A 25,130-nucleotide genomic window follows, 5' to 3' on the forward strand; every position below is an offset into this window, starting at 1 on the left:
TCCGCTGATGTCCCTCGAGTTACGCGAGCACCCCGGCTGTTAAATCAAGGTGTCTGCGGCAACTACTGCGACAGCGGCTGTTGACCCGCGGTGTCGATGCGCGGCCACGGCTGGGCCGCCTCGAGCTCGTAGGCGAGCTCCAGGAGTCGGCGTTCGTGGCCGAGCGGTCCGGCCAGCATCATGCCCACCGGCATCCCCGACGCGGATTGCGCCAGCGGCAAGGAGATTGCCGGCTCGCCGGTCGCGTTCTGCAGCGGGGTGAACGCCACCCAGTCGATCAGTCGGTCCATGATCTGCTGGAAGTCGGCCGTGGGATCCAGATGACCGATGCGGGGCGTCTCCTCGGCGAGCGTGGGCATCAGGATCACATCGTAGGTCTCATAGAGCCGGGCGGTGACTCGCCGCAGTCTGCGCAACCGCGTGATGGCGATCGGCAACTTGTGCAGGTTGCGACTGGCGTGCCGGTCGAGCCCCAGGGTGAGGTTGTCCAGCTTCGTCTTGTCGAAACTCTGACCGAACGTCCGCTGCCCGGTGCGCACCAACGTCATCGCCAAAAACGCCCAGTACAAAAGGAAGTCGTCCAAAAAGTAGCGCGGCACCGGCGGCTGATCGAGGTATTCGACGCTATGACCAAGGCCGGCAAGCAATTCGGCGGTCGCCAGCGTGTGGTCGCGGATACTGGGTGCGGCCTGGCGATTCACCGATTGGGTGACGACCGCGACGCGCAGCCGGGCAGCGCCGGGCCCCGTCACCGCGCCGATCGGTGGCAGCCTGCGGTCGCGCCAGACCCGCTCGGCTTCCCGGTAGAACGCCGCGGTGTCGCGCACAGTGCGGGTCAGCACCCCGTCGTTGACGATGCGCACCGGCATCTGTCGGGTCATCTTGTCCAGCGGCAGCCGGCCGCGCGAAGGCTTGAGACCCACCAGCCCGTTGCAGGCGGCGGGGATGCGGATGGAGCCGCCGCCGTCGTTGGCGTGGGCGATGGGCACCACGCCGGCCGCGACAAACGCGCCGGAGCCCGACGACGACGCCCCGGCGGTGAAGTCGGTGTCCCAGGGATTGCGGACGGCGCCCAGCCGCGGATGTTCGGCAGAGGCGCTGAACCCGAACTCCGAGAGCTGGGTCTTGCCCAACGGCACCAGCCCGGTGGCCAGAAAGAGGCTGGCGAACTCGCCGTGCGCGGGCTGGGGCCGGGGCTCCCAGGCGTCGGTGCCCTGCATCGTCGGCATGCCCTCGACGTCGATGTTGTCCTTGATGAACGTCGGCACCCCGTCGAAGTAGCCGCGGCCGCCGGCGTAGGCGCGGGCCAGTGCCCGCTCGAAGGTCTGGTGGGCCAAACCGTTGAGCATCGGGTTGACCGCCTCGGTGCGCGCGATAGCGGCCTCCACGAGCTCAGGACGGGACACCTTGCCGGTGCGGAGGGCGTCGACCAGGGCGACAGCGTCCATCGTGCCGAGCGCGTCATCGCGGTAGGCGTTCACATGTTGCATTCCGCCGACGCTAGCAGGCACGTGTTCAATAACAGTGATCCCGACATGGCAAAACCCCGCGCCTCCGGGATCGCCGGATGTGGCGCGGGGTTTTCCAGTGGGCGGTTGGTGTTCCGCCCAAGTTTTGGTGTCGAGCTAGGCCTGGCCGACCTCGAACCGGACGAACCGGGTCACGGTCACGCCGGCCTCGTCGAGCAGTGCCTTGACCGTCTTCTTGCTGTCGGACACCGACGGCTGGTCGAGCAGCACGACGTCCTTGTAGAAGCCGGTGACCCTGCCTTCGATGATCTTGGGCAGCGCCTGCTCGGGCTTACCCTCGGCCTTGGCGGTCTCCTCCGCGATGTGGCGCTCGTTGGCCACGATGTCGGCGGGGACGTCGTCACGGGTCAGGTACTTGGCCTTCAGCGCGGCGATCTGCAGCGCCACCGAGTGCGCTGCTTCTTTATCGTCGCCGGTGTACTCGACCAGCACACCCACCGCGGGCGGCAGGTCGGCGGCACGCTTGTGCAGGTAGGCCTCGACGTTGCCGTCGAAGTACGCCGCGCGGCGCAGTTCGAGCTTCTCGCCGATCTTGGCCGAGAGTTCCGCGACGGCTTCCTCGACGGTCTTGTCGCCGATCTTGGCAGCCTTGAGTGCCTCCACGTCGGCGGCCTTCGACTCCGCCGCGGCAGCGACGACGTCGTTGGCCAGTTTCTGGAACTCGGCGTTCTTGGCGACGAAGTCGGTCTCGGAGTTGAGCTCGATCATCGCCCCGCCCTTGGCGGCGACCAGGCCTTCGGCGGTGGCGCGCTCAGCGCGCTTGCCGACGTCCTTGGCACCCTTGATGCGCAGCGCCTCGACAGCCTTGTCGAAGTCGCCGTCGCTCTCCGCCAGGGCGTTCTTGCAGTCGAGCATGCCCGCACCGGTGAGCTCCCGAAGCCGCTTGACGTCGGCAGCGGTGTAGTTAGCCATGTGGCCCTTCCCTAAGAACTAAGAACCTTCAGTGGTGGTTTCGGTGGCGACCGGCCCGGCGTCGCTGGGGGCCGATGCGGTTGCGCTGGCGAGCAGCTCCTGCTCCCACTCGGCGAGCGGCTCGGCCGCGGCCCCGGAACCGGAGTCAGCCTTGTCGCCCGAACCGCCGGAGCGTGCCTGCAGGCCCTCGGCAACCGCGGAGGCGATCACCTTGGTCAGCAGCGCCGCGGAGCGGATCGCGTCGTCGTTGCCCGGGATCGGGTAGTTGACCTGATCGGGGTCGCAGTTGGTGTCCAGGATCGCGATGACCGGGATACCGAGCTTGATGGCCTCGCTGATGGCGAGGTGTTCCTTGTTGGTGTCGACGACCCACACCGCAGACGGCACCTTGGCCATGTCCCGGATACCGCCGAGGCTGCGCTCGAGCTTGGTCTTCTCGCGGGTCAGCATCAAGATTTCCTTCTTGGTGCGACCCTCGAAACCACCGGTCTGCTCCATGGCCTCGAGCTCCTTCATCCGCTGAAGGCGCTTGTGGACGGTCTGGAAGTTGGTGAGCATGCCACCCAGCCAGCGCTGGTTCACGTACGGCATGCCGACGCGTGTCGCCTCTTCGGCGATGGACTCCTGGGCCTGCTTCTTGGTGCCGACGAACAGGATCGTGCCGCCGTGGGCGACGGTCTCCTTGACGAACTCGTAGGCCTGATCGATGTAAGTCAGCGTCTGCTGCAGATCGATGATGTAGATGCCGTTGCGGTCGGTGAAGATGAACCGCTTCATCTTGGGGTTCCAGCGTCGGGTCTGATGCCCGAAGTGCGCGCCGCTGTCAAGCAGCTGCTTCATGGTTACAACAGCCATGGGTCGGCCATTCCTTATGTGTTGTCGGTTGTCGCCCGGCTTCGGGTGAAGCCAAGCCCTGGCGCCTGAGGCGTGCCGACTCGTCGTTGTGAATCCTCGGACGAGACCAACCGGCATGCGTGGTGCAAGTGTCGACGTGGCGAACTTGCTGAACAGGCGCGCGAAGTCAACCCGCTCGCGCGAGTTGCAGGGGAAAGTTTACACCGCTCGAAGGGGTGCTTTGTCCACAGCGCCACGCCCGTCCACAGTGTGGCTACCGGCGACTTTCGCCTCAGCGTATATCGCGCTGAACTGGAGCGATGCGGGTCGTAGCGGTGGTGGTGGCGGCGTTGCTGGTGTGCGCGGGCACCGGCCGCGCCCACGCGGGACGGCTGCTGTGGCCGCTGCGGCCGCAGCCGGCGGTGACCAGGGCCTTCGATGCACCGTCACCGGACTGGCAGCGCGGCCACCGCGGTGTGGACCTGGCCGGGGTGCCTGACCAGCCGGTTTACGCCGCAGGTCCGGCGACGGTGGTGTTCGCCGGAACGCTGGCCGGGCGACCGGTGGTGTCGCTGGCGCATCCCGGCGGACTGCGCACCAGCTACGAACCGGTCGAGGCCGTCGTGGGGGTCGGCCAGTTGGTCGACGGGTCGACGGCGGTGGGCCGGCTGCTGCCCGGGCATGCGGGCTGCCCGGCACCGGCGTGCCTGCATTGGGGTGCGATGTGGGGGCCGGCGTCGCGAGCCGACTACATCGATCCGCTGGGCCTGCTGGCCGGCACGCCGGTCCGGCTCAAGCCGCTGACGCGGTCAGCGAGTAGTCCTCGCGCGACACCCGGAACGCGTTCCCGGTCGTGGCGTCGGCGCAGCTGACCCCGGTGAGTTCGACCGAGCAGGTGATGCTGCCGACGGATCGCCGGGCGCCGGCGGCCAAGGTCGGGGGTGCGTACTGCCCGCCGAAGAAGAGCCGGCTCATCACGAAGCCGAGGCAGGGGACGTGGCCCTCGGCGAGCTGCACGTCCTCACCGCCCGGTTCGCCGACCGCGCCGGGGATGTTCGCCCGCGGGCAGGTGTCGGACTCCCGCGCGGACCAGGTGTGTGTTCTCGTCTTGCACCACGCGAAGGCCGATCCATCGCGGGCGGTCCCCAGCAGGCAGCCGATGTCTCCGGACGGAGTCAGGAACTGGACTTTGGAGTGAGCGGCGTGGGCGCTCGGCGCCAGGATGCCGGCGGCGGCCGCTGCGGCCAACGTGAGCATCGCGATCTTGTGCATGTAGCGAAGCTGACAACGCCGCTTTCGCTACCGAACCCAACTTCGGCGTCCGTAGGCTGGTCGGCAATGAGCATCGCGCCCGACACCACTGTCGTCCTCGGCCATCGATTCGCCGCCGAGCTGCCCGAAATCGCGCTGCGCTGGCAGGCCGAAGCCGCACCCGATCCACGACTGCTCGTGCTCAACGAGTCGCTGGCCGCCGAGTTGGGCCTGGATCCCGAGTGGCTGCGCACCCCCGACGGGATCGGGCTGCTTGTCGGCACCCGGCTACCCGCGGACGCCGAACCCGTCGCGCAGGGGTATGCCGGCCACCAGTTCGGCGGGTGGGTGCCGCGCCTCGGGGATGGCCGCGCTCTACTGCTCGGTGAGCTCGTCGACGCACACGGGCAGACCCACGATCTTCACCTGAAGGGATCGGGGCGCACGCCGTTCGCCCGCGGCGGCGACGGCCTGGCGGCGGTCGGTCCGATGCTGCGCGAATACCTGATCAGCGAGGCGATGCACGCGCTGGGCATTCCGACCACCCGCTCGCTGTCGGTCGTGGCCACCGGGCGCACCGTCCAGCGCGAGACCCCGCTGGACGGCGCTGTCCTCGCCCGTGTCGCGTCGAGTCATCTACGCGTCGGCAGCTTCCAATATGTCGGAGCCGCAGGCGAACTCGAGGTGTTGCGGCGACTCGCCGACCACGCGATCAGCAGGCACCACCCCGCCGCCGCCGAGGCCGGCAATCCGTATCTGGCGCTGCTCGACTCGGTGATCGCCGCTCAGGCCCACCTCGTCGCGCAGTGGATGTTGGTCGGGTTCATCCATGGCGTGATGAACACCGACAACATGACGATCTCGGGTGAGACCATCGACTACGGGCCATGCGCATTCATGGACGTGTTCGACCCCAAGACGGTGTTCAGTTCGATCGACTCGTGGGGCCGCTACGCCTACGGCAACCAGCCGTCCGTCGCCACCTGGAATCTCGCCCGCTTCGCCGAAGCGTTGCTCGGGTTGATCGATGAGGATCAGGACCGCGCTGTCGAGCTGGCCACCGAGTCGCTTCAGCAGTTCGCACCGCGGTACTCGGCGGCGTGGTTGGCGGGCATGCGCCGGAAGCTCGGACTCGGTGACGCGGTCGAGGACGCAGCGGCACGACAACTCACCGAGGATCTGGTGGAGCTACTCGAGGGCGAGCGCGTCGACTACACCTCGTTCTTCCGTCGGCTCGGCGAGGGTGTCATCGAGCCACCGTTCGAGGAGTGGGCGACCCGGTGGCGCACCCTGAGCCCGGATGTCGAGGCGATGAGTCGGGCCAATCCGGTCTACATTCCCCGCAATCACCTCGTCGAAGAGGCGCTGACCGCTGCCGCGGCGGGCGATTTGGAGCCGTTCACCCGATTGCTGGTCGCGATCAGCTCGCCGTACGACGAACGCGCGGGGTTCGAGCGCTACGCCGAGCCCGCTCCGGAAGACTTCGGCCGCTGCTTTCAAACATTCTGCGGCACTTAAATTTTCAGGCGCGCGGGTGCGCCTGATCGTGCACGGCGCGCAGGCGCGCGACCGTCACATGGGTGTAGAGCTGCGTGGTGGCCAGCGTCGAGTGCCCCAAGATCTCCTGGACGATGCGCAAATCGGCGCCGCCTTCGAGTAGATGGGTGGCCGCGCTGTGCCGCAGGCCATGCGGTCCGATGTCGGGCGCCCCGTCGACCGCCGACATTGTTTGGTGCACGACCGTGCGGGCCTGACGGGGGTCGAGTCGCTTGCCGCGCGTCCCGAGTAGCAGCGCGGGACCGGAGTCGGGGGTGGCCAGTTCGGGTCGGCCGTCGGTCAGCCAGGCGGTGAGCGCGGCCAGCGCCGGCGCCCCGAACGGGACCGTGCGTTGTTTGTTGCCCTTGCCCAGAACGCGCAGCACCCGCCGGCCGGTGTCGACATCGTCGATGTCCAGGCCGCACAGCTCGCTGACGCGGATGCCGGTGGCGTAGAGCAACTCGACGATGAGCCGGTCCCGCAGCGCCAGCGGATCGCCCTGCTCGGCGCCGAGGTCGGCGGCGGCCATGGCGGCCAGTGCCTGATCCTGGCGCAGTACCGCGGGCAGGGTGCGACGGGCCTTGGGCAGCTGGAGCCGAACCGCGGGGTCGTCGGCGAGCAGGCCGCGGCGGGCGGCCCAGGCGGTGAACGTCTTGACTGCCGAGGTGCGCCGGGCGAGGGTCGTGCGGGCCGCTCCGGCGGCGGATTGCGCGGCCAGCCAGGAGCGCAGGATCGGCAGGGTCAGACCGCCCAGCCCGGCGCCGGGGGCGCGCTCGTCGAGGAAGGCGAACAGCGATTTCAGGTCGGTGAGGTAGGCCCGCTGGGTGTGCTCGGAGCGGGAACGCTCCAGCGCGAGGTACTCGGCGTAGTCGTCAAGGATCGCCGCGTAATCACTCGGGTCCACTCCCCTACATTCGCATCCCCGCACAGCGGGGCGCGCACGGACGCGCGGCGTGTCCCGCCGTCGTGACTATTCCGTTGCGTCAGGACCGCTTGAAGGGGTTCCAGCGCGACGGCGGCGCCTCGCTCTGCGCGTGACCCGAGCACCACTGCCCGGCAGGCACGCCGCGACGTACGGCGTCGACGTGCATGCCACAGCCCGACCACGTCGTCTTCCCGCACACCCGACAATTCACAGCTCGGCACATCGTGATCTCCTTTCCGGAAGAGCCGGCGTCAGGCCAGGCTCAAGAACAATCTCTCCAACTCGTCGATCGTCAGCTTTCCCGTGGCGGAGCCCCCGCCGCCGGACGGGTCGGTACATTCACGCAGACCGGTCGCGATGATCGTGAAACCCGCACGGTCCAAGGCCTTTGACACCGCGGCGAGCTGAGTGACGACGTCCTTGCACCCGCGACCCTCTTCGATCATCCCGATCACGCCGCCGAGTTGACCGTGCACGCGGCGCAGCCGAGTCAGGGTTGCAGCGACAGCCGCATCACATTGCGGCTGCTGATCTTTCTCGACGCCGACGACGTCGTCTTTCACGGTTCCCACCATTTCTATATACCATACCCCCTATGGTATTACTAGATCGTCGTCGTCCACCGGCTGCGGCTTGAGTCGCGTCACACGAGTAGGAGATGCCGCCAATGCTTGGCTTGCTGAAACGGTTCTGGGTGGCAGCGATCGTCGTCATCGCCCTGCTCGCCGCGGTCGGTGTGGTCGGCCGGCTTCGAACGTTCTTCGACTCCGACAAGCCCTACCTCGCCGCCGCGATGCCGGCAGACGCCATCACGCCCATCAACACCAAGCGGGTGACCTATGAGATCGTCGGTCCCGCAGAGGCATCCGGGCGAATCAGCTACCTCGACGTCAATGGCAGAACGATAGAGGCGGCCTTCACCGAGTTGCCCTGGTCGGTGACGGTGAGCACCACCGACCCCGGCGTATTGGCCACTGTGGTCGCCCAAGGCGACACCGACAGACTGGGCTGCCGCATCCTGGTCGACGACAGACTCGTCGCCGAGAACTTCGCCGACGGCCGCGACGCGCAAGCCTTCTGTCTGGACAAAGCCGCGTGAGCGCGCACACCAAGGAAACTCGGACCCGGATCCCCCGCACCATCCGGGCGCTCGCGGTTCCGATCATCCTGGTCTGGGTGGCATTCACCGCGGCGGTGAATCTGCTTGTCCCCCAGGTGGAGAAGGTCGGCATGGCCAACGCCGTGTCGATGTCGCCGCAGGACGCGCCGGCGGTGATCGCCGCCAAGCGGATGGGGGCGAAATTTCAGGAGTCCAGTTCCGACAGCATCGCCATGGTGGTGCTCGTCGGCGATCAACCCCTGGGCGACGCGGCGCACCGCTACTACGAGACGCTCGTCGAGAAGTTCAACGCCGATAAGAAGCACGTACAGCACGTTCAGGACTTCTGGGGCGACATGATCACCGCCGCGGGCGTCCAGAGCAGTGACGGCAAGGCCGCCTACGTCCAGCTGAACCTGGCCGGTGACCAGGGCAGCACCGAGGGCAACCACTCGGTGGATGCTGTGCGCACGATCATCGACGAAACCCCGCCTCCGGCAGGGCTACACGCCTACGTCACCGGGCCTGCGCCGTTGACCACGGATTCACTCGAGGCCAGTGACCGCGGCATGATCAAGATGACCGTGGTGACGATGATCGTCATCACGATCATGCTGGCGCTGGTCTACCGATCGGTGAGCACGGTGCTGCTCATACTGGCGATCGTCGGCATCGAGATGGGTGCCGCCCGCGGGGCGGTCGCGGTGATCGGCCACCTCGGAATCATGGACTTCTCGACGTTTTCGGTTCCGCTGATGACGGCATTGTCGATCGCCGCGGGCACCGATTACGCGATCTTCCTGATCGGTCGATACCACGAAGCCCGACAGAACGGCGAGGATCCGGAATCGGCCTATTACAGCGCATTCCACGGCGTCGGCCATGTCATCCTCGGCTCCGGGCTGACCATCGCGGGCGCCATGCTGACGTTGCGGCTGACCCGGCTGTCCTACTTCAATTCGCTGGCCTACCCGTCAGCCCTGGCCCTGGTCATCGTCGTCGCCGCCGCATTGACCGTCGCCCCGGCCATCCTGGTCGTCGCCAGCCGATTCGGCCTGCTCGATCCCAAGCGGATGATGAAGACCAGGGGGTGGCGCAAGGTCGGCACCGCAACAGTCCGCTGGCCCAAACCCATTCTGGCCGCGGCAACCAGCGTCGTGCTGCTCGGCCTGCTGGCCATGATCGGCTACAAGACGAGCTACGACGACCGCCGTTACATTCCGTCAGACGTGCCGGCCAACGTCGGGTACACGGCGGCCGAAAAGCACTTCAGCACAGCGCGACTCAACCCCGACATCATGACCATCGAGTCGGACCACGACATGCGCAACCCCACCGACATGATCGTGCTCGACCGGATTGCCAAGGCGCTGTTCAGGATCAAGGGCATCGCGATGGTGCAGAGCATCACCCGGCCGCTGGGCTCCCCCATCGCCCACAGCTCCATCCCGTACCAGATCAGCATGTCCTCGGTACCGATCACCCAGAACCTGCAGTTCTTGAAGCAGCGCGTCGGTGATATCAGCAAGATGAGTGACGACATGGGCGCGATGATCGGCTCGATGACACAGCTGCAGGCGTTGATGGTGAAGTTCTCCGATGCCATGCACACCACCGTCGGCGCAGGCCACGGCATGGTGGAGTCAGCGCACCGCAGCGTCGCCGACATGGACACCATGAAGGCAACGCTGGACCAGATGCGGGATAACATCGCCAATTTCGACGACGAGGTGCGGCCGTTCCGTAATTACTTCTACTGGGAGCCAAACTGTTTCAACATCCCGGCCTGCATTGCGGTGCGCTCGGCGTTCGACGCCATGGACGGCGTCAACACGTTCAGCGATAACATGGCCTCGCTGCAGACCGACATGACCGCGATGGTCGACGGGATGGACAAGATGGTCAACGGCATGGACAGCATCGACGCGCTGGCGCCGCAGATGGTGCAGCAGTTCGGCCCGATCATCGCGACCGCCACGACGATGCAGCACACCCTGCAGACCATCCACAGCAGTTTCGACGGGCTCATCCAGCAGATGCAGCAGATGACCGACACGGCCACCGCGATGGGTGAGGCGTTCGACGCATCCAAGAGTGACGACTACTTCTACCTGCCGCCGGAGGTGTTCGCCAACCCCGACTTCCAGAAGGGGCTCAAACTGTTCCTCTCACCGGACGGCAAAGCGGCCCGGCTGATCGTCACCCACGATGTGAATCCCGCATCGGAAGCCGGCATCTCGGTGGTCGACGATCAGCTGACCGCAGCACACGAGGCGATCAAGGGCACCGCGCTGGCCAACGCGGACGTCTACCTGACCGGCACCGCCGCCACCTACCGCGACGTGCAGGCCGGTGCCAAATACGACACGATGATCGCCGCGTTCGCCGCTCTGACACTGATCTTCATCGTGATGCTGATCATCACGCGCGCACTGGTGGCGTCGATGGTGATCGTCGGGACGGTCGTGATCTCGCTGGGTGCCGCGTTCGGCCTGTCGGTGTTCATCTTCGAACGGATCGTGGGCATCGAATTGAACTGGATCGTGCTGGCATTCGCGGTGATCATCCTGATGGCCGTCGGCAGCGACTACAACCTGCTGTTGGTGTCGCGGTTCAAGGAGGAGATCGGCGCGGGAATCAACACCGGCATCATCCGGTCCATGGGCAGCACCGGCACCGTGGTGACGGCAGCAGGACTGGTGTTCGCCTTCACGATGGGTTCGATGATCTCCGGTGACTTGCTGAACGTCGGTCAGGGCGGGATGACGATCGGGATCGGTCTGTTACTCGACACATTGATCGTCCGGTCCTTGATGACACCATCGATCGCCGCGATCCTCGGGCCGTGGTTCTGGTGGCCCCTGCGGGTGCGTCAACGGCCGGCCTACAGCGAACGGATGCGCGCGGTCCCTCCCGAGCAAGCTGCCAAGTCCGCACCCGGGGATGACACCGAGGTGCTCGCCCCGGCTTAGCCCTCCCCGGCTTCGGCCTCGGCGAGTTCACGCTTCCACTGTTTGAACGTCTCTTCGGTGCGGCCGCGCCGCCAATAGCCGGAGATGGAGGTCCACTTGGCGTCGACGCCGCGCTCCTTGCGGATGTAGGGGCGCAGATTGTGCATGACGGCTTGGGCTTCACCGTGGATGAAGACCTGGACCTGGCCCGGTAGCCACAAAGTGGTGGTGACGGCCTCGATCAGCGGTGCGTTGTCACCGGCCCGGTCGTCGCCGACGAGGTCGGCGCGCCCGCCGCGGTAGATCCAGTTGATGGCCACGGATTCCGGCGCGTCGAGCTCGACTTCATCCTCGGGCCCGGCAACTTCGATGAATGCCTTGCCAACAGCGTTGGGCGGCAACGCTTCCAGGGCTGCGCTGATGGCGGGAAGTCCTGCCTCGTCGCCGGCGAACAGATGCCAGTCGGCGGCCGGGTCGGGTGCGTATGCCCCGCCGGGCCCCATCAGGTAGATGGTGTCACCGGGTTTGGCGGCCGCCGCCCAGGGTCCGGCCACACCGTGCTCGCCGTGGACCACGAAGTCGACGGTGATCTGGCGGGCCTGCGGGTCGACCCGGCGCACCGTATAGGTGCGCACGATGGGCTGATGCTCGGCCGGCAACTCGTGGAAGCTGTCCAGCGTCAGCGGGCGCGGCAGCGACGCGACGTCGATGTCGTCGCGCACGAAGACGAACTTGACGTAGGAGTCGGTGAACTCACCGGGTGTGAACGTGTCGAACCCGGTGCCGCCGAGGACGACGCGCACCATGTGCGGCGCGAGCTGCTCGGTGCCGATGACCTGAAATGTGTGTAGTGGTCGACCCGCCACATCGCCTCCCGACGAAAATCGATAGCCAACCGGCTCGACTATACGTTTCGAGCGTGTGTTGCGGCCGTCTACATTCTCAGGCCGGCCTGCGCGTCAGCCGCCAGCAGCCGTCCTCGCGGCGGGCCAACCCGGCGATCTCCAACATCGCCAGCGGACCGAGCACCGCGGTAGGCGCCAGGCCGGATGCCACCGCGATGTCATCGGCGCTGAGCAGTCCGCGGGCCGGCAGCGCCTCGTACACCTGCTTCTCAGGGGCGCTCAGGCCATCGAGTGGGCCAACCGGACGCGGCTGCTCGTCGGCGAATTCGCCCGCCCGACCTACCAATTCGACGACCTCTTCGGCTCGCGTCACCAGCTCGGCACCGTTGCGCAGCAAGGTGTGGCAGCCGATCGACGCCGCCGAGGTCACCGGCCCGGGCACGGCACACACCACCCGGCCGAGCGCCCGTGCCCACGCGGCGGTGTTCGCCGCCCCGCTGCGAACACCGGCCTCCACCACCACGGTGGCCGTACCCAGCGCCGCCACCAGCCGATTGCGGGTGAGGAAGCGGTGCCGCGCGGGGCGCACGCCCGGCGGGTATTCCGTGAGCAGCAGGCCGGAATTACCGATCCGGTGCAGCAGCGACGAATGGCCGGCCGGGTAGAGCACGTCGATGCCGCCGGCCAGCACCGCCACCGTCTGCCCCTCGGCTGCGAGCACGGCTCGGTGCGCCACGCCGTCGATGCCGTATGCGCCGCCCGAGACCACGGTGACGTCCTGCTCGGCCAATCCCGCGGCCAGGTCGGCGGCGACGTGTTCGCCGTACGCAGACGCCGCCCGCGTCCCCACGATGGCCGCGGCCCGCTCCGCGACCTCGTCGAGCCGGGCCGGGCCGATCGCCCACATCGCGATCGGTGGTCGCCCGTGCGGCCTTTCCCGCACCGCGGATCCGCCGAAGCCTGCGAATGCCAGGGTTGGCCACTCGTCGTCGTCGGGCGTGATCAGGCGGCCGCCGCGCCGCTCGAGCAGAGCCAGGTCTGCCTCAGCTGCATTGATGTCGCGCCGGGCGGCGGTTCGCTCCCGTAACGCATCACTGACCTCGCCCCCGGCGACGCGGCGGGCGGCATCCACCGGGCCGACGTCGCCGACCAGCGCGGCGATCTCGTCACAGGGTGGTTCGGCGACCCTGGACAGGTACGCCCATGACAGCGTCCTGGCGTCGTCCGTCACGGCTTTGCTCCTCCCTGACGGAAGCTCAATGCCACCGCCACGTCATCGATGTTCGGTGCAGTGCGTCCGGCCAGATCCGCCAAGGTCCACGCGACCCGCAGTGAGCGGTCGACGCCCCGGATGCTGAGCACCCCGCGTTCGAGTGCGGTCTTCAGCGGCGCCATCGCGGTGGCGTCGAGCCGGAACTTCCGGCGCAGCACCGACCCGGTGACTTCGGCGTTGGTGGTGAAACCGTATCGGCGCCACCGTTCGGCAGCTGCCGCGCGTGCCTGGGCAACCCGATCTCGCACAGCGGCAGTGGGTTCCGCCGCATCCGGTGCGAACGCACCGGCACGCACCATGTGCATTTCGACCCGCAGGTCCACTCGATCCATCAGTGGCCCGGACAGCTTGCCGAGATAACGACGCTTCTCCACTGACGTGCAGATGCAGTCTTTCGGGTCGGTCTGTGCGCAGGCGCACGGGTTGGCCGCCATCACGAGCTGAAACCGCGCGGGGTAGCACGCCACCCCGTCACGGCGGGCAAGCCGAATCTCACCGTCTTCCAACGGGGTTCGCAGGGATTCGAGGACGCTGACTCGAATCTCGGCGCATTCGTCGAGGAAGAGCACACCCCGATGTGCGCGACTGACGGCACCGGGACGAGCCATGCCCGAGCCGCCACCGACCAGGGCGGCCACACTCGACGAGTGATGCGGCGCGATGAACGGCGGGCGAGTGATCAGCGGGGTGGTCTCGGACAACATTCCGACCACCGAATGGATCGCCGTCACCTCCAGCGCCTCACGTTCGGTCAGTTCCGGTAGCAGCCCGGGAAGCCGTTGGGCCAGCATGGTTTTCCCCACACCCGGCGGTCCGGTGAGCATAAGGTGATGCGCACCTGCGGCGGCCACCTCGACAGCGAACCGGGCGTGCGTCTGGCCCACCACGTCAGCCAGGTCGGCAACCGAGTCGGCGTGCGGCGCCGGTGTGTCCACGCGATCGGCGAGGGCGGCCTTTCCCGTCAACCAGCCTTGCAGCTGCCGCAGTGTCTGGGCGCCAAGGACTTCGATGCCGTCGACCAGGCTCGCTTCAGCGAGGTTGGCAACCGGCACCACCACGGTGGGCCAGCCTTGTCGTTTGGCCGCCAGGACGGCCGGGAGCACGCCGCGCACCGACCGGATCCGGCCGTCGAGAGCCAGCTCGCCCAGCAGCACCGACTTCTCCAACCGATCCCACGGCTTCTTATGGCTTGCGGAGAGCACCGCGGCGGCGATCGCGATGTCGTACAGCGAGCCGGCCTTGGCCAACGTCGCCGGCGACAGCGCCAACGTCAGTCGCGACATCGGCCACTCGTTGCCGCAGTTGGTGATTGCCGCCCGTACCCGGTCCCGGGACTCGCGGAGCGCAGCGTCGGGCAGCCCCACCAGGTACACCCCGGGGAGCCCCGCGGTGATGTCGGCCTCGATCTCGACGATCTCGCCGTCGAGGCCCCGCACCGCGACAGAGTAGGCCCGCCCCAACGCCATCAGCCGACTCCACGCAGGTGGGTTATCTCTGGTGTGCGCTGCCGACCGATGCGCACACCGATCACGTCGATGCGGACGGCGGCCCAGCTCCGGTCTTGGCCGGCCAGCCAGATCCCGACCAGCCGGCGGATCCGCCGGACCTTGGCCGGTGTGACGGCGTACTCCACGCCGCCGAACCCGTCCGTGGTGCGGGTCTTCACCTCCACGAACACGACCGTGCCGTCGGAGGCGGCCGCGATCACGTCTAGTTCGCCGTAGCGGCAGCGCCAATTGCGAACCACGATCCGCAAGCCCAGCGACTCCAGATGCTCGACCGCCAGCTGCTCCCCCAGCGCACCGAGCTGGTTGCGGCTCATCGTCGTCATGGATGCAGCGTCGGGCACGCGGCCGACAGCCACCGACGCTCACCGACGCTCACCGACCGAATACTCGCCGAAACCGCCTAGTTGTCCCCAGATCCGCGCTCATCCACAGGCTGACCTTCGCTGAGGTCCAGCGGGTAGTCGCCGACCGGAACTAGTGCTGCACCACGAGACTCGGCAGCTCAGATCAGCTCGATCGCCTCCGCGATCGACGGCAATACGCGCGCCGGCCGGAACGGGTAGCGCTCGATGTCCTGAACCGTCGTCGAGCCCGTCAGCACCAGGATCGTTTCCAGTCCCGCCTCGATCCCGGCCACCACGTCGGTGTCCATCCGGTCGCCGACCATCACCGTGCTCTCCGAGTGCGCCTCGATCCGGTTCAGCGCGCTGCGGAACATCATCGGGTTGGGCTTGCCCACGAAATACGGTTCGCGACCGGTGGCCTTGGTGATCATCGCGGCCACCGACCCCGTGGCCGGCATGGGCCCTTCAGCCGACGGCCCGGTCACGTCGGGGTTGGTGGCGATGAAGCGCGCACCCTGCCCGATCAGCCGGACTGCCTTGGTGATCGCCTCGAAGGAGTAGGTGCGCGTCTCGCCGAGCACCACGAAATCCGGATCGGTATCGGTCAGCGTGTACCCCGCCTCGTGCAGAGCTGTGGTCAGTCCTGCCTCGCCGATGACGTATGCCGATCCGCCGGGCAGTTGATCGTTCAGGAAAGCCGCGGTGGCCATGGCCGAGGTCCAGATGGCCTCTTCGGGCACCTCCAGTCCCGAACGCGCCAGCCGCGCCGCCAGGTCACGCGGTGTGTAGATCGAATTGTTGGTCAGCACCAAAAATCGCCGCCGCTTGTCGATCAGGCACGCCAAGAACTCGGCGGCCCCGGGCAACGCATGCTCCTCGCGCACCAGCACACCGTCCATATCGGTAAGCCAGCATTCCGGTGTCGTTCGCACGGTCCTCCCTTCGGGGACGTCCTGCACAACAGTGTTACCCGATAAGGCGTCGCCAACCCCACGTTCGAGCAAGGTGGTCATGACGCGATATCCGCAGCGGCCCGACGTTGCACCACCCGGCCGACGCTGGTGCACGCCTGCGTGAACGTCACCACCGGCGTCGCCCGAAGGGCTTCGTCATCCATCGCGGGCGGAACACCGTGGCTACCAGAGGATCCCGAGCCGTAGAGCACGCTCCACCCCACTGAGCCGTTGTCATCGGAATAAGCGACCACAAGGGCGTCCCGCGTCGACATCTGGTCCAGCAGTGTTTCGAGCGCATAGTCGGGTTCGGCCAGCACGACGACGGGCTCGGCGCCCAGCGCGGCCAGCCGCGCCACTTCCTCGCGCAGCCCGGTCTGCTCCGTCAGCAGGATCTGCAGCAGCATCCGATCATTCGACGTATCCCGATGTACTGCACCGACTCTGGTCCGCACCCAGATGCCGCCGACCAGTCCCTCGATGTGCTCGACGACCGGTGGCAGCTCGCGGCGGTCCACGTGTAGCCGCTCGCACAGGCACATCCGGTAGGACGCACGGGCCTCGGCCAGCGTGTTGGCTTCGCCGGCGCAGCCGCTGGGCACGCCACGGAACGCCAGCTGAGGCTGGTGGTCGGGGTCGTGGCGAAATATCACGTGCTCAGCCATCAGCTTGCCTCCCGGCGGGTGTCCCGCTGCCCTACGACGATCGTCACCCGTTGCCGCGCAGGCAGATACAGATCTACGCACATCGGTGCCCGCCGTCTCAGGAGGAATGCCAGCATCGCGCGGATCACGAGGACACCGCCGCAGATCGACGCTGCAGAGCCACCGAGACGCTCAACACCACCAGGCCGACGACCGCCAGCGCCGCACCCGCGGCAGCCGGTGCGGTGTAGCCATACCCCGCGGCGATCACCAGCCCGCCGATCCACGCCCCCGACGCGTTGGCGATGTTCAAAGCCGAATGATTCAGCGCGGCGGCCAGCGTCTGCGCCTCGGCGGCGACATCCATCAGCCGGGTTTGCAGCGCGGGCGCGATCGCCGCCCCGCTGGCACCGATGCCGAACAGCAGCAGCATCGCCGTGAACGGGTTGTGCGCGCCGGCCACGAAAGCCGCGAGCACCACCGCAAGCGCCGTCATCGACACATACAGTCCGCGGATCACCGAGCGGTCGGCCATCCGGCCCCCGGCCAGGTTTCCGACCACCATGCCGGCCCCGAAAACCATCAGCCCCAAGGGAACCCACGAGCGGGAGACACCAGTGACATCGGTCAGCGTGGTTGCGATGTAGGTGTAGACGGCGAACATGCCACCGAAGCCCACCATGCCGATCGCCAGCGCCAACCAGACCTGCGGGCGTCGCAGCGCGCCGAGTTCGGCCCGGGGGCTGGTGCTGCTGGTCGCGGCCAGGTCGGGAAGCCACATCCAGATCGCGGCCAACGTCACCAGTCCGATGCCGACGACGAGCGCGAAAGCACTTCGCCAGCCGAGCAACTGGCCGAGCCAGGAGGCCAGCGGCACTCCGATCACGGTCGCCACGGTCAGGCCGGTCATCACCTGCGCGACCGCCTTGGCCCGCCGCTCCGGCCCGAGCAATTGCGCAGCCACCAGTGCCGCGACACCGAAGAATGCGCCGTGTGGAAGGCCCGCGAGGAAGCGGGCGGCGATCAGGACTCCATAGCTGGGCGCCAGCACGGTCAGCACGTTGCCGACGGCGAACAACGCCATCAGGGTCATCAACACGACCTTGCGATTGAATTTCGCGGTCAGCGCGGCGATGACCGGGGCACCGACCACGACGCCGAGCGCGTAGGCGGAGATGATGTGGCCCGCGGTCGGTTCAGAGATCCGCAGGCCGCCGGCGATCTCGGGCAGCAGGCCCATCGCGACGAATTCGTTGGTGCCGATGCCGAAGGCACCGAGTGCCAGGGCAAGAATGCCCAGCCCGGTCCTGGTCGGGCAGAGCGCGGGAGACGCCGCCGGTGCGGCGGGTCGGAGCGTGAGGGTCACGGGTGCTATCGACTTTCTGTGCGGTGGCGGATGCTGCCGCGGTGCAGCGCTCGGTCCCTGTCCCCCGACCCTACCGCCACTTAAACCACACAACCAACCGACTTTTGTCTAAATGTGGTCAAAGTGATGGGTATATCTATTGCTTTGCCTCACTGATTGATCTTGGTTCAATGGAAAGATGCCGGTAACCAGGCGTTCCGCTGCCCCCGCGACGACGGGGGACGTTTTTGCGCTGATACGTGCCGGTACCGCCACCACCCGAACCGAAGTCCGGGAGCTCACCGGGCTCTCCAGGACGGCTGTCGGCAGCCGTATCGCCGCCCTGGCCCGCCGCGGGCTGGTTTCCGAAGGCGAGGAGGGACCGTCGACCGGCGGTCGCCCACCGGCGCTGGTGCGGTTCAACGCCGAAGCGGGGGTGGTCCTGTCGGCGGCCGTCGGCCGCAGCCGCACCCGGCTCGCGGTGTGCAACCTGGCCGGCGACATTCACGCCCTGGCCGATATGGACTCCGAGATCCGCATCGGCCCCGATGATCTGATGCCCGACTTGGTCAAACGCCTCGAGGTACTGCTCGACGAGAGTGGCAGGTCCGCGGGCGACGTGCTCGGCGTCGGGGTGTCGCTACCCGGCACGGTCGACCAGCAGCGCGGCTGCAGCCTGGCATCTCCGGTGATGAGCGGTTGGGACGGTGTTCCGTTGGAGCCGTACTTCCGGAAGCTGACGGCGGCGCCGATCGTGCTCGACAACGACACGAACGTGCAGGCCCTCTCGGAACTCCGCGGGCCCCTGAGAATTCACGACGATCTGCTGCTCATCAAGGCGTCCACCGGGCTCGGCGCGGGAATCGTGTGCGGCGGTGCACTCCAGCGCGGCGCTGTCGGCGCGGCCGGCGAGTTCGGTCACAACAAGACCGTCGCAGCCGCGGGCATGCCGTGCCGCTGCGGCGACACCGGATGCTTGGAGGCGATCGCCGGTGGCTGGGCATTGGTGCGCACGCTGCAGGAGCAGGGCAGGCCGGTCCACCACATCCGCGACGTCGTCGAACTGGCCAACCACGGCGACGGCGAGGCGCGTCGGCTGCTGCGCGAAAGTGGCCGCCACGTGGGTGAGGTGATCGCCGCCGCGGTGAACCTGCTCAACCCCGAAGTTCTCGTCGTCGGCGGCGACATGTCGGGCGCGTACGACGTCTTCGTCGCCGGGCTACGAGAAACGTTGTACGGCAACGCAACTGCACTGGCTACCCGGCACCTTCAGGTCCTCCCGTCGACGTACGGCGACCGGGCAGGCAACATCGGCAGCGCGATGCTGGTCTTGGAAAAGATCTTGTCCCCCAGCGCCATCGACGCATCGCTGCGCTGACGAGAGCTAGCTGTACTGACCTGAGAGGTTAGGTACGCGGGTGGCGGGTGGTTGGCCGCCGAGTGCGGTGTGGCCGCGATGGTGATTGTAGGTATGCAGCCAGCGAGGGAACTCCGCGCACCGTTCGGCGTCGCTGGTGTAGAGCCGCGCATATGCCCATTCATCGGCAAGGGTTCGGTGGAATCGCTCCACCTTGCCGTTCGTCTGGGGTCGATAGGGTTTGGTTCGACGATGTTCGATCTGCCCGAGTGCATCTCGGAATGAGTGGGATCGGTAACAGGAGCCGTTGTCTGTCAACACTTTCCGTACGGTGAAGCCGCATGCGTTGAACCATTCGTTAGCCCTTTGCCAGAAGTCAGCAGCTGTGTCTTTGCGTTCGTCGATTAGCAGTTCGGAGTAGGCCAGCCGGGAGTGAGCGTCGATGGCGGTGTGCAAGAAGTGATAACCACGCCGCCCGGAACGGTCGCTGCCAGTTCCTATGCTTCTGTCCTTGCGGGAGTGATGATTTCCTGCGCTGCGGCCCAACATGCGCCATCCGCCGCCAGCCGGGATCTTGCCTACCTTCTTGACATCGACATGCACCAGGTCGCCGGGGCTGGCTGACTCCATCCGCCGGATAACTCGCCCGGTGGGCCGGTCCAGCCACCGCAGCTTGGCTAGGCCGTAGCGCCTCAACACGTTGTGGACAGTCGAGACATTCAGTCCCAGCAGATAAGCAATGCGAGCCGGTCCCCAACGTCGAAGTACTCGGACTTTAATGATGCGCCGCTCGGTGCGTGTGGGGGTTTGATTAGGGCTGTGATGTGGGCGTGAGCTGCGGTCGGCCATGCCGGCTTCGCCTAGTTCGCGGTAGCGGCGGGCCCAGCGCGCAGCGGTAGTGACCGCAACCTGGAACCGCTCGGCCGCCCGTCGCAGCGTCCAGCCATCCTCGACAACGCAACGTGCCAGCCGCAGACGACCGGTTTCGGACAAGGGGGCATTACGGTGGACCATGAAGACCTCCGGAGTGAGTTGGTGCGTTCCTTAAGCAGCTCGCACTTCACTCGGAGGTCTTCGTCATGTCACTACGCCACGCCGTACTTAACGTCCGTGGTCAGTACAGCTAGCGCTGCGCCACTGTGTAGCCCAGGTCCTCGAGGATGCCGAGTTCGACCGGGCTCAGGGTCCGCACTTCCGCGCCGTCGCCATCATCACCGGGGTTCATCATTTTCTTGTTCTCACCGGTGAAGACGTGGCCGTTCAGGTGCGCGATATTGCTGACATTCCACGTGGGGTCGGTCAGCAGAGGCACCGGCTTACCGTCGTAGGCCGCCATCGCGTGCGGCCCGCCGAAGAACAGACCGCCGTCACCGCCGGTGAGGTTGGGGTCGAACGCGGCGTTGAACGTGTAGTCGTCGTTGATCACCTTTGCCCCGTCGCCGGTGACGACGAAACTGTCGAAAGTCGGGTGATTCTTCATCTGCGGCGAACCCGGGCCCGAGATGCCGGTGTCGAAGCCCAGCGTGTGCACCAACTCGTGCATGATCGTCGCCTTGAAGTCGTCCGGGCTCTGGGTGCCGCCGTCGTCGTCCCCCTTGGTGACGTCATCGCCCAACGCCCAGTTGGCGTTCCAGTTCACGTCGATATCGCCGTCGGGCTTGTCACCGTTGGCGTCCTCACCGGTGATCAGCTTCTGCTGCACCACCGTGCGGAAGTAGCCGGCCGACTCGTCATCGACCCGGTCGCTGCTCGCCTGCGCCAGATGGTTGGGCTCGTTGTCGTCCGCGATCTTGTAGGTGAGGGTGACCGGTGTGGGAGCCACGATGTATGCGGCGATGGCGTTGGCGGCGTCGTTCAATGACGCTTTGGCTTCATCGGTCCAATGTTGATCCCCATCCGGGTAGATGAAGTCGAAGGTGATGGTGTTGGCGGTGCCGTCGCCCTCCGTGAGGTGGGCGGGCTTGTCCGGACCTGCCGCGACGACACTCGAGGCCGCGGAACTCTCGGCCGTCGCCGGCTCCGTCTGGGGCTGATTCGACGAACATCCCGACACGACGACACCGATGGCCGCACCTGCCGCTTGTCGCGATGCGAATTACCGAAAAGCGTACGTCAGCAATTCGCGGCCAGAAGGTGATTTCCGAGAACAGCCGCATCGGTGACAGTCGATGCGCAGGCAAATACCTTGCGCTGTACCGGATGTCGTGAAAGCCAGCGTCAATATCTCTGGTCGACGAAGAAGGCAGGAAAAGCGTGCGCAAACATGGCGTGCCGACCGCTGACCTATTCGGGCAGCCGCAGCTCGGGCTTCTCGACCTCTTCGATGTTGACGTCCTTGAACGTGATAACCCGGACCTGTTTGACGAACCGTGCCGGGCGGTACATGTCCCACACCCACGCATCGGACAGGCGCAGCTCGAAGTAGACCTCACCGTCGGTGTTGCGCGGCACCAGCTCCACGCTGTTGGCCAGGTAGAACCGGCGCTCGGTCTCCACGACGTAGCTGAACTGCCCCACGATGTCCTTGTATTCGCGGTACAGCGAGAGCTCCATCTCGGTCTCGTATTTTTCGAGATCTTCGGCACTCATCGGTTCAGCTGTCCTCTTTGTCTTGTCGTGGTGCTATCCATCTTGACTCACACCTGATCGTCGCGCTGCAGCGGTGGGCACTCCATCACCATCTCGGTACCACCGGCACGTGCCACCCGCCGGACATTGATGTAGGAAAACCGGTGCTGACGGCACGGACCGAGGCTGGTCAGCGCCGCGCTGTGCGCCGGGGTGCTGTACCCCTTGTGGTCCGCGAAACCGTAACCCGGGTGTTCGTCGTCCATCGCCACCATCAGCCGATCGCGGCTGACCTTCGCCAGCACGCTGGCCGCCGCGATACAGGCCGCCGCGGCGTCCCCGCCGATCACCGGCAACGACGGCATCGGCAGTCCCGGCACCCGGAACCCGTCGGACAGCACATACCCCGGCCGCACCGACAGCCCCGCCACCGCGCGCCGCATCCCCTCGATGTTGGCCACGTGCACACCGCGGCGGTCGACCTCGGGAGCCGGGATGAACACCACGTGATAGGCCAGCGCGTAGCGGCGGATCAACGGGAACAGCTCCTCGCGCGCCTTCTCGGTGAGCTTCTTGGAGTCGTCGAGGGCTGAAAGGCTCTCCATCCGGTTCGGCCCCAGTACACAGGCCGCCACCACGAGCGGGCCGGCGCACGCGCCCCGGCCGACTTCGTCGACTCCGGCGACCGGCCCCAAACCGCTTCGGTACAAAGCAGATTCGAGGGTGCGCAGTCCCGACGATTTGCGGATCACCGTCCGCGGCGGCCACGTCATCTCCGGCACGGTCAGCCCTGCTGCGGGTTGACCGAGGACACACCACCCCAGCGCGACGGCGGCCATGCGATGAACCGGGCCTTGCCGATGACGTTGCTCACCGGCACGGTGCCGGCCATGGGATCACCCGTGCACAGGATGCCCTTCTGGGCGTCGGCGGGCGTGCTGGTGCAGTGGGCGCGCGAGTCGGCCGAATGCGTGCGGTTGTCGCCCATCACCCACAGTCGGCCCTCGGGCACCTTGACTGGACCGAACTCATTCCCCAGGCAGGGATAGACGGCCGGGTCGGCCATCATCGTCTGCGCGTTCAGGTAGGGCTCGTTCAGCAGCTTGCCGTCGACAGTCAGCCCGGTGTCGGCACGGCATTGCACCGTCTGGCCGCCGGTGGCGATGACCCGCTTGACCAAGTCGTTCTCGTCGGGCGGCACGAAACCGACCACAGACAGCGCGTTCTCGATGTAGCGGACCGCGGTGTTGGTGGACCGGATGGATTTGTATCCGACGTTCCAGTTCGGCGGGCCCTTGAAGACGATGACGTCACCGGGCCGCGGGTCACCGAACCGATACGTGACCTTGTCGACCATGATCCGGTCGCCGACGCAGCCGGCGCAGCCGTGCAGCGTCGGCTCCATCGATTCCGACGGAATCAGGTACGGACGCGCGATGAACGTCAGCATCACGTAGTACAGGACTATGGCGATGGCAACGAGGATCGCGCCTTCGCGCAGCGCAGACTTCTTCTTCTCCCCGGTTTCCGGGGCCGCGTCGGCGGGACTGTCGTCCGCCCCGTCCGTCGCGGTGAGGTTGTCCGGCGTGGAGTCGTTCGAGCCCGTGTTGTCGGTCACGTCGTCAGCGTAGTCAGACCGGCTGACCGGTCAGTGACTCCAACACGTCGAAGCTCAGCGCTTCTCCTTGATCTTGGCCTTCTTGCCCCGCAGCTCGCGCAGGTAGTACAGCTTGGCGCGCCGCACGTCACCGCGGGTCAGCACCTCGATGTGATCGATGTTGGGCGAATGCACCGGGAAGGTGCGCTCGACACCGACGCCGTAGCTTTCCTTGCGCACGGTGAAGGTCTCGCGAATGCCACCGCCCGAACGACGGAGCACAACACCCTTGAAGACCTGAACGCGCTGCTTGTTGCCCTCGATGACCTTCACGTGGACATTGATGGTGTCCCCGGGGCTGAAGGTCGGGATGTCGTCGCGCAGCGACGCCTGGTCGACGAAGTCCAGCGTGTTCATCGGTGACACTTCCTTGCGGTTCGCGGCGCAGCCACCTGCCTGCGCGGAAAGCGCTGGCGATCGCCGGGCCGATGGATTCGGGCACGTGATGTTTGGCGCAGCAGGCGGAAAAGTCCCAGCCCGCGCGGCAACTGCTCAATTGTGCCAGATGCACCGCGAGCAGTGAAATCGCGCGACCCGCCGAGGGCCCGCTGATCTGTCGACGAACTAGACGCGCGGTGTAGAAAAGGTACCGTTAACCTGGACTAAGGTCGGGCGGCAACGCGGCACCCCGGATCTCAGCTTCTACCGGCCCCCGAGGAGATGGACATGCGACGGCATCTGTCGATGCTGGTCACCGGCACCGCGGCGGCCGTGATCGGCGTGCTGGTAGCCGCGTCGTCCGCTCAGGTGAACGCCGGTCCGAGCGACACAGCGGCCCGCCCGGTGAACCTGCTGTCCGCCGACCCGAACGCCATCGCGCAGGCCCCCGCCCTTGCCCCGCTGCCCGACGCGCCGCCGGACGCCTCCACCAATCTGGATGTGCGCGCCAGAGAAGCGGCGTCGGAGGCCGCGCAGGACGGCGCCGACATCAGTTTCACCTTGCTCGACCGCACCACCGGACGGACCCTCAAGGGCGGTGACGACGCCCCGTTCCCGGTCGCGTCGGTGAGCAAACTGTTCATCGCCGACGATCTGCTGCTGCAGGTGGCCAAGGGCCAGCGCCAGCTAACCCCGGCAGAGCAGCAGTCCTTCGACGCCATGCTGCGGTCCTCCGACGACAGCGCCGCCGAAGTGTTCTGGGGCGAAGGTGGCGGCAGCGCGATCATCAGCAGGGTCACCGCGCGATACGGGCTGACATCGACCAGCGCGCCGTACGACGGCAACTGGTGGAACACCATGAGCACCACCGCCGACCTGGTGCGGTACTACGACATGCTGCTCGACGGTGCGGGCGGACTGCCTGCCTCACAGGCTGCGGTCATCCTCGGCGACCTCTCGGCGTCGACCCCCGCCGGGGTCGACGGCTACCCGCAGCGGTTCGGCATCCCCGACGGGCTGTTCGCCGAACCCGTTGCGGTCAAACAAGGTTGGATGTGCTGCTGGAACGGCGGCAACTGGCTGCACATGTCCACCGGGGTGATCGGACCGGACCGGCGCTTCGTGCTGGCCGTGGCCTCACTGCAGCCGGTCGACGATGCGACTGCGCGCAACACCATGACGCAAGCCGTCAAGACGATGTTCCCCGGCGGGCGGATCTGA

The 25,130-nt window shown here is 66.8% G+C and carries 26 protein-coding genes; 6 read left to right on the plus strand and 20 right to left on the minus strand.

The window, feature by feature from the left end:
• Nucleotides 1–62: 62 nt before the first annotated feature.
• The 3 genes from D3H54_RS19025 to rpsB all read right to left on the minus strand — a co-directional run bounded on the left by D3H54_RS19025 (nt 63) and on the right by rpsB (nt 3,296).
• Entirely contained in the window at nt 63–1,490 is a 1,428-nt protein-coding gene (locus tag D3H54_RS19025; protein ID WP_149380377.1) for an amidase, read from the minus strand.
• A 135-nt stretch (nt 1,491–1,625) separates the two neighbouring features.
• Nucleotides 1,626–2,441 carry a translation elongation factor Ts gene (gene tsf, locus D3H54_RS19030; protein ID WP_149380378.1) on the minus strand — a complete coding sequence of 272 codons (816 nt, stop codon included), beginning with the start codon at nt 2,439–2,441 and terminating at the stop codon, nt 1,626–1,628.
• Between the two features lie 18 nt (nt 2,442–2,459).
• A complete protein-coding gene (gene rpsB / locus D3H54_RS19035; protein WP_149380379.1) occupies nt 2,460–3,296 on the minus strand; it encodes a 30S ribosomal protein S2 in 837 nt (278 codons plus the stop codon).
• Nucleotides 3,297–3,595: 299 nt separating this feature from the next.
• Between rpsB and D3H54_RS19040 the strand changes: the two genes are divergently transcribed.
• Nucleotides 3,596–4,147, plus strand: a complete 552-nt coding sequence (locus D3H54_RS19040) for a M23 family metallopeptidase (RefSeq protein WP_149380380.1) — start codon at nt 3,596–3,598, stop codon at nt 4,145–4,147.
• Here the strand turns inward: D3H54_RS19040 and D3H54_RS19045 are convergent.
• Nucleotides 4,068–4,547 (minus strand): hypothetical protein, encoded by a 480-nt coding sequence (locus tag D3H54_RS19045; protein WP_149380381.1) that lies wholly within the window; start codon nt 4,545–4,547, stop codon nt 4,068–4,070. The genes D3H54_RS19040 and D3H54_RS19045 overlap by 80 nt on opposite strands.
• A gap of 66 nt (nt 4,548–4,613) precedes the next feature.
• Between D3H54_RS19045 and D3H54_RS19050 the strand changes: the two genes are divergently transcribed.
• The gene (locus tag D3H54_RS19050; protein ID WP_149380382.1) at nt 4,614–6,044 is read left to right on the plus strand and encodes a protein adenylyltransferase SelO; all 1,431 of its coding nucleotides are present in this window, start codon (nt 4,614–4,616) and stop codon (nt 6,042–6,044) included.
• Between the two features lie 4 nt (nt 6,045–6,048).
• Here the strand turns inward: D3H54_RS19050 and D3H54_RS19055 are convergent, their stop codons facing one another.
• The 3 genes from D3H54_RS19055 to D3H54_RS19060 all read right to left on the minus strand — a co-directional run bounded on the left by D3H54_RS19055 (nt 6,049) and on the right by D3H54_RS19060 (nt 7,562).
• Nucleotides 6,049–6,966 (minus strand): tyrosine recombinase XerC, encoded by a 918-nt coding sequence (locus tag D3H54_RS19055; protein ID WP_149380383.1) that lies wholly within the window; start codon nt 6,964–6,966, stop codon nt 6,049–6,051.
• Nucleotides 6,967–7,045: 79 nt separating this feature from the next.
• Complete coding sequence (locus tag D3H54_RS32380) at nt 7,046–7,210, minus strand: DUF8730 family Cys-rich protein (RefSeq protein ID WP_502707684.1); 165 nt, start codon at nt 7,208–7,210, stop codon at nt 7,046–7,048.
• Nucleotides 7,211–7,238: 28 nt separating this feature from the next.
• On the minus strand, nt 7,239–7,562 hold the full coding sequence (locus D3H54_RS19060) for a metal-sensitive transcriptional regulator (RefSeq protein ID WP_149380384.1): 324 nt from the start codon (nt 7,560–7,562) through the stop codon (nt 7,239–7,241).
• Nucleotides 7,563–7,654: 92 nt separating this feature from the next.
• On the opposite strand from D3H54_RS19060, the gene D3H54_RS19065 reads away from it, so the two are divergent.
• Both D3H54_RS19065 and D3H54_RS19070 read left to right on the plus strand, forming a co-directional pair.
• Nucleotides 7,655–8,086, plus strand: coding sequence for an MmpS family transport accessory protein (locus D3H54_RS19065; RefSeq protein WP_286198929.1), 432 nt, complete (start codon nt 7,655–7,657; stop codon nt 8,084–8,086).
• Nucleotides 8,083–11,058 carry an MMPL/RND family transporter gene (locus D3H54_RS19070; protein WP_286198930.1) on the plus strand — a complete coding sequence of 992 codons (2,976 nt, stop codon included), beginning with the start codon at nt 8,083–8,085 and terminating at the stop codon, nt 11,056–11,058. The genes D3H54_RS19065 and D3H54_RS19070 overlap by 4 nt, the downstream gene beginning before the upstream one ends.
• Here the strand turns inward: D3H54_RS19070 and D3H54_RS19075 are convergent.
• The 7 genes from D3H54_RS19075 to D3H54_RS19105 form a co-directional block, all read right to left on the minus strand.
• Complete coding sequence (locus tag D3H54_RS19075) at nt 11,055–11,903, minus strand: siderophore-interacting protein (RefSeq protein WP_149380386.1); 849 nt, start codon at nt 11,901–11,903, stop codon at nt 11,055–11,057. The genes D3H54_RS19070 and D3H54_RS19075 overlap by 4 nt on opposite strands.
• A gap of 76 nt (nt 11,904–11,979) precedes the next feature.
• Nucleotides 11,980–13,143: a DNA-processing protein DprA gene (gene dprA, locus D3H54_RS19080; RefSeq protein ID WP_432246599.1), complete on the minus strand. Its 1,164-nt coding sequence runs from the start codon at nt 13,141–13,143 to the stop codon at nt 11,980–11,982.
• Nucleotides 13,110–14,621 carry a YifB family Mg chelatase-like AAA ATPase gene (locus D3H54_RS19085; protein ID WP_149380388.1) on the minus strand — a complete coding sequence of 504 codons (1,512 nt, stop codon included), beginning with the start codon at nt 14,619–14,621 and terminating at the stop codon, nt 13,110–13,112. Before D3H54_RS19085 ends, dprA begins: the two co-directional genes overlap by 34 nt.
• On the minus strand, nt 14,621–14,986 hold the full coding sequence (locus D3H54_RS19090) for a YraN family protein (protein ID WP_149380389.1): 366 nt from the start codon (nt 14,984–14,986) through the stop codon (nt 14,621–14,623). Before D3H54_RS19090 ends, D3H54_RS19085 begins: the two co-directional genes overlap by 1 nt.
• A 179-nt stretch (nt 14,987–15,165) precedes the next feature.
• A complete protein-coding gene (locus D3H54_RS19095) occupies nt 15,166–15,906 on the minus strand; it encodes an HAD-IIA family hydrolase (protein ID WP_432246600.1) in 741 nt (246 codons plus the stop codon).
• A gap of 110 nt (nt 15,907–16,016) precedes the next feature.
• Complete coding sequence (locus D3H54_RS19100; protein WP_149380390.1) at nt 16,017–16,625, minus strand: hypothetical protein; 609 nt, start codon at nt 16,623–16,625, stop codon at nt 16,017–16,019.
• A gap of 124 nt (nt 16,626–16,749) precedes the next feature.
• Nucleotides 16,750–17,970 carry an MFS transporter gene (locus D3H54_RS19105; protein WP_149380391.1) on the minus strand — a complete coding sequence of 407 codons (1,221 nt, stop codon included), beginning with the start codon at nt 17,968–17,970 and terminating at the stop codon, nt 16,750–16,752.
• Nucleotides 17,971–18,148: 178 nt separating this feature from the next.
• On the opposite strand from D3H54_RS19105, the gene D3H54_RS19110 reads away from it, so the two are divergent.
• Entirely contained in the window at nt 18,149–19,327 is a 1,179-nt protein-coding gene (locus D3H54_RS19110) for an ROK family protein (RefSeq protein WP_149380392.1), read from the plus strand.
• A 6-nt stretch (nt 19,328–19,333) separates the two neighbouring features.
• Here the strand turns inward: D3H54_RS19110 and D3H54_RS19115 are convergent, their stop codons facing one another.
• The 6 genes from D3H54_RS19115 to rplS form a co-directional block, all read right to left on the minus strand.
• Nucleotides 19,334–20,320, minus strand: coding sequence for an IS481 family transposase (locus D3H54_RS19115; protein ID WP_149378248.1), 987 nt, complete (start codon nt 20,318–20,320; stop codon nt 19,334–19,336).
• Nucleotides 20,321–20,429: 109 nt separating this feature from the next.
• Nucleotides 20,430–21,359 carry a zinc metalloprotease gene (locus D3H54_RS19120; protein WP_149380393.1) on the minus strand — a complete coding sequence of 310 codons (930 nt, stop codon included), beginning with the start codon at nt 21,357–21,359 and terminating at the stop codon, nt 20,430–20,432.
• A gap of 230 nt (nt 21,360–21,589) precedes the next feature.
• The gene (locus D3H54_RS19125) at nt 21,590–21,895 is read right to left on the minus strand and encodes a DUF2469 domain-containing protein (RefSeq protein ID WP_005148868.1); all 306 of its coding nucleotides are present in this window, start codon (nt 21,893–21,895) and stop codon (nt 21,590–21,592) included.
• 47 nt (nt 21,896–21,942) lie between these two features.
• The gene (locus D3H54_RS19130) at nt 21,943–22,647 is read right to left on the minus strand and encodes a ribonuclease HII (protein ID WP_168215090.1); all 705 of its coding nucleotides are present in this window, start codon (nt 22,645–22,647) and stop codon (nt 21,943–21,945) included.
• Nucleotides 22,648–22,658: 11 nt separating this feature from the next.
• Entirely contained in the window at nt 22,659–23,492 is an 834-nt protein-coding gene (gene lepB, locus D3H54_RS19135) for a signal peptidase I (protein ID WP_149380394.1), read from the minus strand.
• Between the two features lie 54 nt (nt 23,493–23,546).
• On the minus strand, nt 23,547–23,888 hold the full coding sequence (gene rplS / locus D3H54_RS19140; protein WP_036339053.1) for a 50S ribosomal protein L19: 342 nt from the start codon (nt 23,886–23,888) through the stop codon (nt 23,547–23,549).
• Nucleotides 23,889–24,197: 309 nt separating this feature from the next.
• Here rplS and D3H54_RS19145 point away from each other — a divergent pair, with 309 nt between their 5' ends.
• Nucleotides 24,198–25,130, plus strand: coding sequence for a serine hydrolase (locus D3H54_RS19145; RefSeq protein ID WP_149380395.1), 933 nt, complete (start codon nt 24,198–24,200; stop codon nt 25,128–25,130).

The sequence above is a fragment of the Mycobacterium sp. ELW1 genome, from assembly GCF_008329905.1.
In the GTDB taxonomy this organism is placed as follows: domain Bacteria; phylum Actinomycetota; class Actinomycetes; order Mycobacteriales; family Mycobacteriaceae; genus Mycobacterium.

What these genes read in the sequence shown, in the direction of transcription:
- D3H54_RS19025 (WP_149380377.1), bottom strand. Translation starts at nt 1,490, where the DNA reads ATGCAACATGTGAACGCCTACCGCGATGACGCGCTCGGCACGATGGAC.
- tsf (WP_149380378.1), bottom strand. Translation starts at nt 2,441, where the DNA reads ATGGCTAACTACACCGCTGCCGACGTCAAGCGGCTTCGGGAGCTCACC.
- rpsB (WP_149380379.1), bottom strand. Translation starts at nt 3,296, where the DNA reads ATGGCTGTTGTAACCATGAAGCAGCTGCTTGACAGCGGCGCGCACTTC.
- D3H54_RS19040 (WP_149380380.1), top strand. Translation starts at nt 3,596, where the DNA reads ATGCGGGTCGTAGCGGTGGTGGTGGCGGCGTTGCTGGTGTGCGCGGGC.
- D3H54_RS19045 (WP_149380381.1), bottom strand. Translation starts at nt 4,547, where the DNA reads ATGCACAAGATCGCGATGCTCACGTTGGCCGCAGCGGCCGCCGCCGGC.
- D3H54_RS19050 (WP_149380382.1), top strand. Translation starts at nt 4,614, where the DNA reads ATGAGCATCGCGCCCGACACCACTGTCGTCCTCGGCCATCGATTCGCC.
- D3H54_RS32380 (WP_502707684.1), bottom strand. Translation starts at nt 7,210, where the DNA reads ATGTGCCGAGCTGTGAATTGTCGGGTGTGCGGGAAGACGACGTGGTCG.
- D3H54_RS19060 (WP_149380384.1), bottom strand. Translation starts at nt 7,562, where the DNA reads ATGGTGGGAACCGTGAAAGACGACGTCGTCGGCGTCGAGAAAGATCAG.
- D3H54_RS19065 (WP_286198929.1), top strand. Translation starts at nt 7,655, where the DNA reads ATGCTTGGCTTGCTGAAACGGTTCTGGGTGGCAGCGATCGTCGTCATC.
- D3H54_RS19085 (WP_149380388.1), bottom strand. Translation starts at nt 14,621, where the DNA reads ATGGCGTTGGGGCGGGCCTACTCTGTCGCGGTGCGGGGCCTCGACGGC.
- D3H54_RS19090 (WP_149380389.1), bottom strand. Translation starts at nt 14,986, where the DNA reads ATGACGACGATGAGCCGCAACCAGCTCGGTGCGCTGGGGGAGCAGCTG.
- D3H54_RS19095 (WP_432246600.1), bottom strand. Translation starts at nt 15,906, where the DNA reads ATGGACGGTGTGCTGGTGCGCGAGGAGCATGCGTTGCCCGGGGCCGCC.
- D3H54_RS19100 (WP_149380390.1), bottom strand. Translation starts at nt 16,625, where the DNA reads ATGGCTGAGCACGTGATATTTCGCCACGACCCCGACCACCAGCCTCAG.
- D3H54_RS19110 (WP_149380392.1), top strand. Translation starts at nt 18,149, where the DNA reads ATGCCGGTAACCAGGCGTTCCGCTGCCCCCGCGACGACGGGGGACGTT.
- D3H54_RS19115 (WP_149378248.1), bottom strand. Translation starts at nt 20,320, where the DNA reads ATGGTCCACCGTAATGCCCCCTTGTCCGAAACCGGTCGTCTGCGGCTG.
- D3H54_RS19125 (WP_005148868.1), bottom strand. Translation starts at nt 21,895, where the DNA reads ATGAGTGCCGAAGATCTCGAAAAATACGAGACCGAGATGGAGCTCTCG.
- D3H54_RS19130 (WP_168215090.1), bottom strand. Translation starts at nt 22,647, where the DNA reads ATGACGTGGCCGCCGCGGACGGTGATCCGCAAATCGTCGGGACTGCGC.
- rplS (WP_036339053.1), bottom strand. Translation starts at nt 23,888, where the DNA reads ATGAACACGCTGGACTTCGTCGACCAGGCGTCGCTGCGCGACGACATC.
- D3H54_RS19145 (WP_149380395.1), top strand. Translation starts at nt 24,198, where the DNA reads ATGCGACGGCATCTGTCGATGCTGGTCACCGGCACCGCGGCGGCCGTG.